General features: G+C 76.3%; 4 protein-coding genes. 2 read left to right on the top strand and 2 right to left on the bottom strand.

Going from position 1 to position 6,400, the window contains the following annotated elements; translation table 11 throughout:
• Nucleotides 1-261 precede the first annotated feature (261 nt).
• Nucleotides 262-1,866: a DUF4192 family protein gene (locus tag ACWEQL_RS39955; RefSeq protein ID WP_452156134.1), complete on the bottom strand. Its 1,605-nt coding sequence runs from the start codon at nucleotides 1,864-1,866 to the stop codon at nucleotides 262-264.
• Nucleotides 1,867-2,088: 222 nt separating this feature from the next.
• Between ACWEQL_RS39955 and ACWEQL_RS39950 the strand changes: the two genes are divergently transcribed.
• Together ACWEQL_RS39950 and ACWEQL_RS39945 are read left to right on the top strand one after the other, a co-directional pair.
• On the top strand, nucleotides 2,089-4,314 hold the full coding sequence (locus tag ACWEQL_RS39950) for a RecQ family ATP-dependent DNA helicase (protein ID WP_452156132.1): 2,226 nt from the start codon (nucleotides 2,089-2,091) through the stop codon (nucleotides 4,312-4,314).
• A gap of 461 nt (nucleotides 4,315-4,775) precedes the next feature.
• Nucleotides 4,776-5,483 carry a hypothetical protein gene (locus ACWEQL_RS39945; protein ID WP_452156130.1) on the top strand — a complete coding sequence of 236 codons (708 nt, stop codon included), beginning with the start codon at nucleotides 4,776-4,778 and terminating at the stop codon, nucleotides 5,481-5,483.
• A 365-nt stretch (nucleotides 5,484-5,848) separates the two neighbouring features.
• Here the strand turns inward: ACWEQL_RS39945 and ACWEQL_RS39940 are convergent, their stop codons facing one another.
• Complete coding sequence (locus ACWEQL_RS39940) at nucleotides 5,849-6,400, bottom strand: hypothetical protein (protein WP_452156128.1); 552 nt, start codon at nucleotides 6,398-6,400, stop codon at nucleotides 5,849-5,851.

Genomic DNA, 6,400 nt, shown 5'->3' with positions numbered 1-6,400 from the left:
GCGCGATCTGGCACAACCGCACCACCGGCCAACCCGTCACCCGCTCATTGATCGCCTACGACCACTGACCGACTTCGGAACTACTCGTCTAGCGGCCGCGCCCGCGGGGCCGGCCACCGTACCGGCGTGGTCCGATGCACCGCACGGGCGGGCGCGGCCGGCCCCGGCCGGGGAGCGGGCCGCCCACCGGCCCGTGCCCGTCGGCCGAAGGGCCGGCCCCGGCCGACGGGCGGCGCCGCTCCGCGGGTACCTCGCCGCGGATCAGCTCCCACGACGGGCCCCTCTCGTCCGGCCGCGGACGCCCGCGCACCTGCCGCGTACCTCACCCGTGACGGTGGCCTGCCGGGGCACGCGCCCCGACCGGACCTTGCCGCCGTCCTGCCCACCGCACGCCCGACCGGGGCGGAGCGCGGGGCGACAGCCCGGCACCCGGTGGGCCTGGACATGGGCGCACCCGGGCCTCACCGCCACGGGTCCGCCCAACGGCCCGGCCCTCTCCGGGCCCTCGGCGCCGTCCTCCGACGCGGCCGGGTCGGACGCCCCCGGAGCAGTGGGCGTGTCCGCGACGGCGGGCGCCCGGTGCGGTTCGTCCCCGGAGTCGGCGACGACGACCGGCCTGCGGACGGCTCCGTGCGCCGGTGCTCCACCGCTCGGTCCGTCCGGCGTCGGCTCCTCGCCGTCGGCGGGCTCCGGGCCCGGCCCGGGCGACGGGCGGGCCGGAGCGGCCGGAGTGCGCCGGTGGGCGGCGGACGCCCGGCGGGCCCGCTCGGCCCGGACGCCCTCGAGGAGCAGCTCCGGCGACAGACCGCCGTTCAGCGCCTCGTAGAGCAGCTGGGCGAGCAGATAGGTGGGGTCGATCCGCAGGGCGTGGGCCAGGACCACGCGGGCCGTCGCGGTGTCACCGGCGATCCAGGACGTCCACGCCAGCAGGGTGAGCGGCGGCGGGGCGTACGCGGTGTAGGGCGGCACGCAGCGTCGGGCCAGGAAGCGCCACAGCCGCTGCGCCGGGGCCAGCTCGCTCGGCTCCGCGTACTCGGCGGCCCGGTCGCGCAGCCGCCGGTCCTGGAGGGCGACCAGCAGCCGCGCCGTCCGCTCCTCGTCGAGCTCCCGGGCCCCGGCCGTGAACTCCGCCACGGCCTGGTCGAGCAGCCCCGCGACCTGCTCCCCGGAGGCGCCCGGACCGGTGGCGGCGTCCGCCTCCCGGGGCGCTCCCCCGGGCACGGCCGCCAGGACCCGGGCGAAGGCCAGGCGCTGGCCCTCGGCGGTGGGCGGGCCGACCGGGGCCAGGCCCGCGACGATCGCCTTGCGGCTGCCCCGTGGCGCCAGTCCGGCGAAGGCGGCCGCGGCGGCGACCGGTCCGGGCTCCCGCGTGGTGCGGCGGATCGGGTGCCCCGCCGGATCGCAGCAGTCGTCGCCCCGGCAGAGGAAGGACCACCAGCGGCCCCCGGAGACGCAGAGCGACTCCTTCACCAGCACGCCCCGCCCTTCGAAGGACTCGCGCAGGGCGTCGGCGAGCGGTCCCAGCCGGTCGACGACCGGGCCGTCGTCCTCCTCCCCGGGATCCCGGCACAGGTAGAGCAGCACCTGCTCCGGGCCGGGCCCGCGCTGGGCGGAGAGGCCGATCAGCAGGTCGGCCGTCTCGGCGGCGACGGCCGGCCACTGCGCGGCCCCGTCGGGGATGTCGAGCCTGATCACTCCTCCCTGGTGGAGGTCGGGCCCCTGCAGGCCGACCGCCACGACGCTGTCGTCGGGGAAGAACCCCATGAGGTAGGGCAGCAGCTCGGCCATGTCGGCGGGGCCGCGCATGGTGACCGACTGCGTGCCGGGAACGGGACGGACGGGTCGGGTGTCGTGTTCGTTTCGCATGGCCGGAAGACTGCACCGACTCCGCCGAAATTTTTGAAACTCCCCTTTTCCTGTGGATAAACCGGTCCTACGGATATGACTTAGACCTGTTCGGGCTAATGCCCGCCACTCCGACAGAGCACATGTGACGACCGATCAGCAGAACATCCGGTGAATTCCGGGCCACCTCGAACCTGCCCGGAAGCCACCGCCGTTCGCCCGTTGTCGGCGTCTCGGGGTTACATGGACGCCATGGATCAGCCCGAGACCCACCACACCCCCGCCGGCCGGAGCGCCGCGACGGCCGACGACCGCACCCACGTCCGGGAGCTGGCCGAGGCCGTGCTGCGCGAGCTGGCCGGGCCCGCCGCCGTCCTGCGCGAGGACCAGTGGCTGGCCATCGAGGCCCTCGTCGTCGACCACCGCCGGGCCCTGGTCGTGCAGCGCACCGGCTGGGGCAAGTCCGCCGTCTACTTCATCGCCACCGCCCTGCTGCGCCGCCGGGGCGCGGGCCCGACCGTGATCGTCTCTCCCCTGCTCGCCCTGATGCGCAACCAGGTGGAGTCGGCGGCCCGGGCCGGGATCCACGCCCGCACCATCAACTCCGCCAACACCGACGAGTGGGACGCCGTCCAGGCCGAGGTCGCCGCCGGCGCGGTGGACGTCCTGCTGGTCAGCCCGGAGCGGCTGAACAACCCCGACTTCCGCGACCAGGTCCTGCCCAAGCTCGCCGCCTCCACGGGCCTGCTCGTGGTCGACGAGGCCCACTGCATCTCCGACTGGGGTCACGACTTCCGGCCGGACTACCGACGGCTGCGCACCATGCTCGCCGACCTCCCGCCGGGCGTCCCGGTGCTCGCCACCACCGCCACCGCCAACGCCCGGGTGACCGCCGACGTCGCCGAGCAGCTCGGCACCGGAGCCGGCGACGAGCACGCGCTGGTGCTGCGCGGACCGCTCGACCGGGAGAGCCTCACCCTCGGCGTCCTGTCGCTGACGGACCCCGCCCACCGCCTGGCGTGGCTCGCCGACCACCTGGACCGGCTGCCCGGGTCGGGCATCGTCTACACCCTGACGGTGGCCGCGGCCGACGAGGTGACGGCCTTCCTGCGCGAGCGCGGATTCGCGGTGGCGTCCTACTCCGGCCGCACCGAGGACGCCGAGCGGCGCACCGCCGAGGCGGACCTGCTGGCCAACCGGGTCAAGGCCCTCGTCGCCACCTCCGCGCTGGGCATGGGCTTCGACAAGCCCGACCTCGGGTTCGTGGTCCACCTCGGCTCGCCCAGCTCCCCGATCGCCTACTACCAGCAGGTCGGCCGGGCCGGGCGTGGGGTCGACCGGGCGGAGGTGCTGTTGCTGCCCGGCCGCGAGGACGAGGCGATCTGGCGCTACTTCGCCTCGCTCGCGTTCCCGCCGGAGGAGCAGGTCCGGCGGACCATCGACGCGCTCGCCGAGGCCGGCCGGCCGCTGTCGACGGCCGCCCTGGAGCCCCGGGTGGACCTCCGCCGGGCCCGGCTGGAGACCATGCTCAAGGTGCTCGACGTCGACGGGGCGGTCCGCCGGGTCAAGGGCGGCTGGACGGCCACCGGGCAGAGCTGGGCGTACGACGCCGCCCGGTACGCCAAGGTCGCCGCCTCCCGGAAGGCCGAGCAGCAGGCGATGCGCGAGTACGCCGGCACCACCGGCTGCCGGATGGAGTTCCTGCGGCGGCAGCTGGACGACGAGCAGGCGGCGCCCTGCGGGCGGTGCGACAACTGCGCGGGCCCCCGGCACTCCCCGGACGTCTCCGAGGCGGCGCTGGCCGCGGCCCGGGCGGCGCTCGGCAGGCCGGGGGTCAGCTTCGAGCCCCGCCGGCTGTGGCCCACCGGGATGGAGTCCCTGGGCGTCCCGCTCAAGGGCCGCATCCCGGCCGGCGAGCAGGCCGAGACCGGCCGGGCCCTGGGGCGCCTGTCCGACATCGGCTGGGGCAACCGGCTGCGGACGCTGCTCGCCGAGCAGGCGCCCGACACCGCCGTCCCCGGCGAGGTGGTCGACGCGCTGGTGTCCGTCCTCGCCGACTGGGCCCGCGGTCCGGGCGGCTGGGCCGGCCCCGCGACGACCGAGGGCACCCGCCTCGACCGACCGGTCGGCGTGGTCACCATGACCTCCGCCACCCGCCCGCGGCTGGTCGGCGGCCTCGGTGCCCGGATCGCCGAGATCGGCCGGCTGCCGCTGCTCGGCCGGATCGAGTACGCGGGAGGCCGGCCACCGCACGGCTCCCGCAGCAACAGCGCCCAGCGGCTGTACTCGCTGGCCGGTGCCCTGGTGCTGCCGCCGGAGGTCGAGGCCGCGGTGGCACAGGCCGGCGGGCCGGTCCTGCTGGTGGACGACCTCGTCGACTCCGGCTGGACGGTCACCGTCGCCGCCCGGCTGCTGCGCCGGGCCGGTGCGAGCGCGGTCCTGCCCCTGGTGCTGGCCGTGCAGGCCTGACCGGACCGGCCTCCCGGGGGCGCGGTGGCAGGGGACGGCCCGCCCGGGGCGGCCCCTGCCTGGCGGAGGGCGGGCCGGTGACGTTCGCGAAGGAGGGCGCGGAGAGGAGAAGAACGGGCCGAAAACGGGAGCGGACCGACCGGGGCCACCCGAACGGACGAATGCGCTCCACGGGAAAACACGGAGCTGACCAGCGGGGGGAGGGGATGACCAGTTGCGGACCACAGTCGGCAGCACCGTGGGAGCGGGCTGGATCACAATCCGGCGATGCCTGAGTGGCGCTCGCGCCACCGTGGAATATATCCGGCAGAAGGTGGGCTATCGGGCGGCGTTCATCATTTCATCGTTGCCGGTCCGCCCCCTCTGCCATGAGAATTGGGAGGTACCCAGAACCTGGTCCGGCGGACCCGGTCTTCGGCGTACGCAGGTGCCCCCACGCCCGTGGGTCGGGAAGGAGGATCGTGATCAACGGTATCGGCCGAGGTCAGTATCCCCTCGCCCGGAGTTCCGGTCCCAGACGTGTGATCGACCTGGAGACCTGGACCGCCTCGGACGTCCCGCTGCTGCGCGATCCCCACGACTTCGTCCTGGAGCTCCACCAACGCCACCTGCCACAACCCGGCACGGTCGTGATCGGTGTCCTGGACGCGCGGCAGCGGCTGACCGCCTCGGCCTCCTTCGCCCCCTGGCCGCACCACACGGACGGCTGGCAGCACCGCAACGCGCTGCTCTCCCACCTGCGCCAGGTCACCCCGCACGACCTGCGGCTCACGAGCCCCACCCGGACGGCCGTGCTGATGCGCTGCCGCGACGGCGCGGCCGGCTGGACGGAGCAGGACGGCGCCTGGATGTGGGCGCTGCGCGACGCCGCGACCCTGCACGGGCTGCGGTGCGGCGCCTACATCACGCTCACCCCGGCAGGGTGGCAGATCCTCGGCGAGGAGCGCAGCGGACGCAATCCGCACGCGGGGTCCTGGGCGGAGGGCCCGGTCCACACGGTGACCGAGCTGCCACCGCGCTCGGCCCTCGAAGGCCAGCTCCAGCAGCGCCCCTCCGGCGAGCGGGCGGCGCGGACCGAGCGCGCGCACCGCGGCCGCCAGTCCGAGCGCCCGTGGACGCCCACGGTCGTGCCGTCGGTCGAGCCCGCCCGGCGCGCGGCCGGCAGCTGACCACCCGGGCGGGCCCCCGGGGCCCGCCCGGGGACGACGTCCGGCGCCATGTCCGGACGGACGGTGACGACTGAGCGGGGGACGACGGACGGCCCGCCGTCGGACACGACCGAGCGGGGCACGACCGCAACCCTGGCGTCCGTACGCGCCCGAGGGCGGGCCGGTACGCGGAGTCACCGGTGCACCGAGCACCACGGCACCCGGACCCGACCAAGGCGGGGCAGGCCGGGCAGACGCCCCGGCCCCGCCGGGTGCGCGACGGCACCTGGCGGGCGGCCGGGTCCGTCCACGGCCGGACGTGCGGACGGGGGCCCGGCCGTACGGCCGGGCCCCCGTCCACCCACGTCGGGCGGAGACCGCTCGGGTCAGGCGGAGACCGGACGACCCGCCGGGGTGCCGGCCGCGACGGCCTTCGTCACGGCGGGACCGGCGTCGCCGCACACCACGACCAGCGCGGTCGCGTGGCCGAGCGCCCGGTCGAACGCCTCGGCGGCCCGACCGGCGGCGGCGCGGCCGGACCCGGCCCGCCCCTCGTTGACGACCAGGACCACGACCTCACGGCGCGCCACACGGGACGGCGCCTCGCCCGAAGGGAGGGCGTCCGCGAAGAACGCGTCCGCGTAGAAGACGTCACCGCCCTCGGCCAGCTGCGCCCAGTAGCGCGCCTCGCCGAAGGACAGCTCGTGCTGCGCCCACGGGTGTGCCCCGCCGACCGTCAGCACCAGGATGTCCCCGGGGTCGCGGCCGGAGTCGAGCAGCCGGTCGACCGCGCCGTCGGCACGGTCGAGGGCGTCCGCCGCGCCGGCCGGCACGTGCTGCACCGGTACGGGCTGCGGGGCCGCGGCGGCCGGACGAAGCGGGTCCCGTTCTGCGGGCCCGTCCCGCTCACCCGCCGGGCGCTGTTCGCCCGCGACCAC

This window comes from Kitasatospora sp. NPDC004240 (genome assembly GCF_053603215.1).
This window is presented reverse-complemented; position numbering and strand designations above follow the sequence as displayed.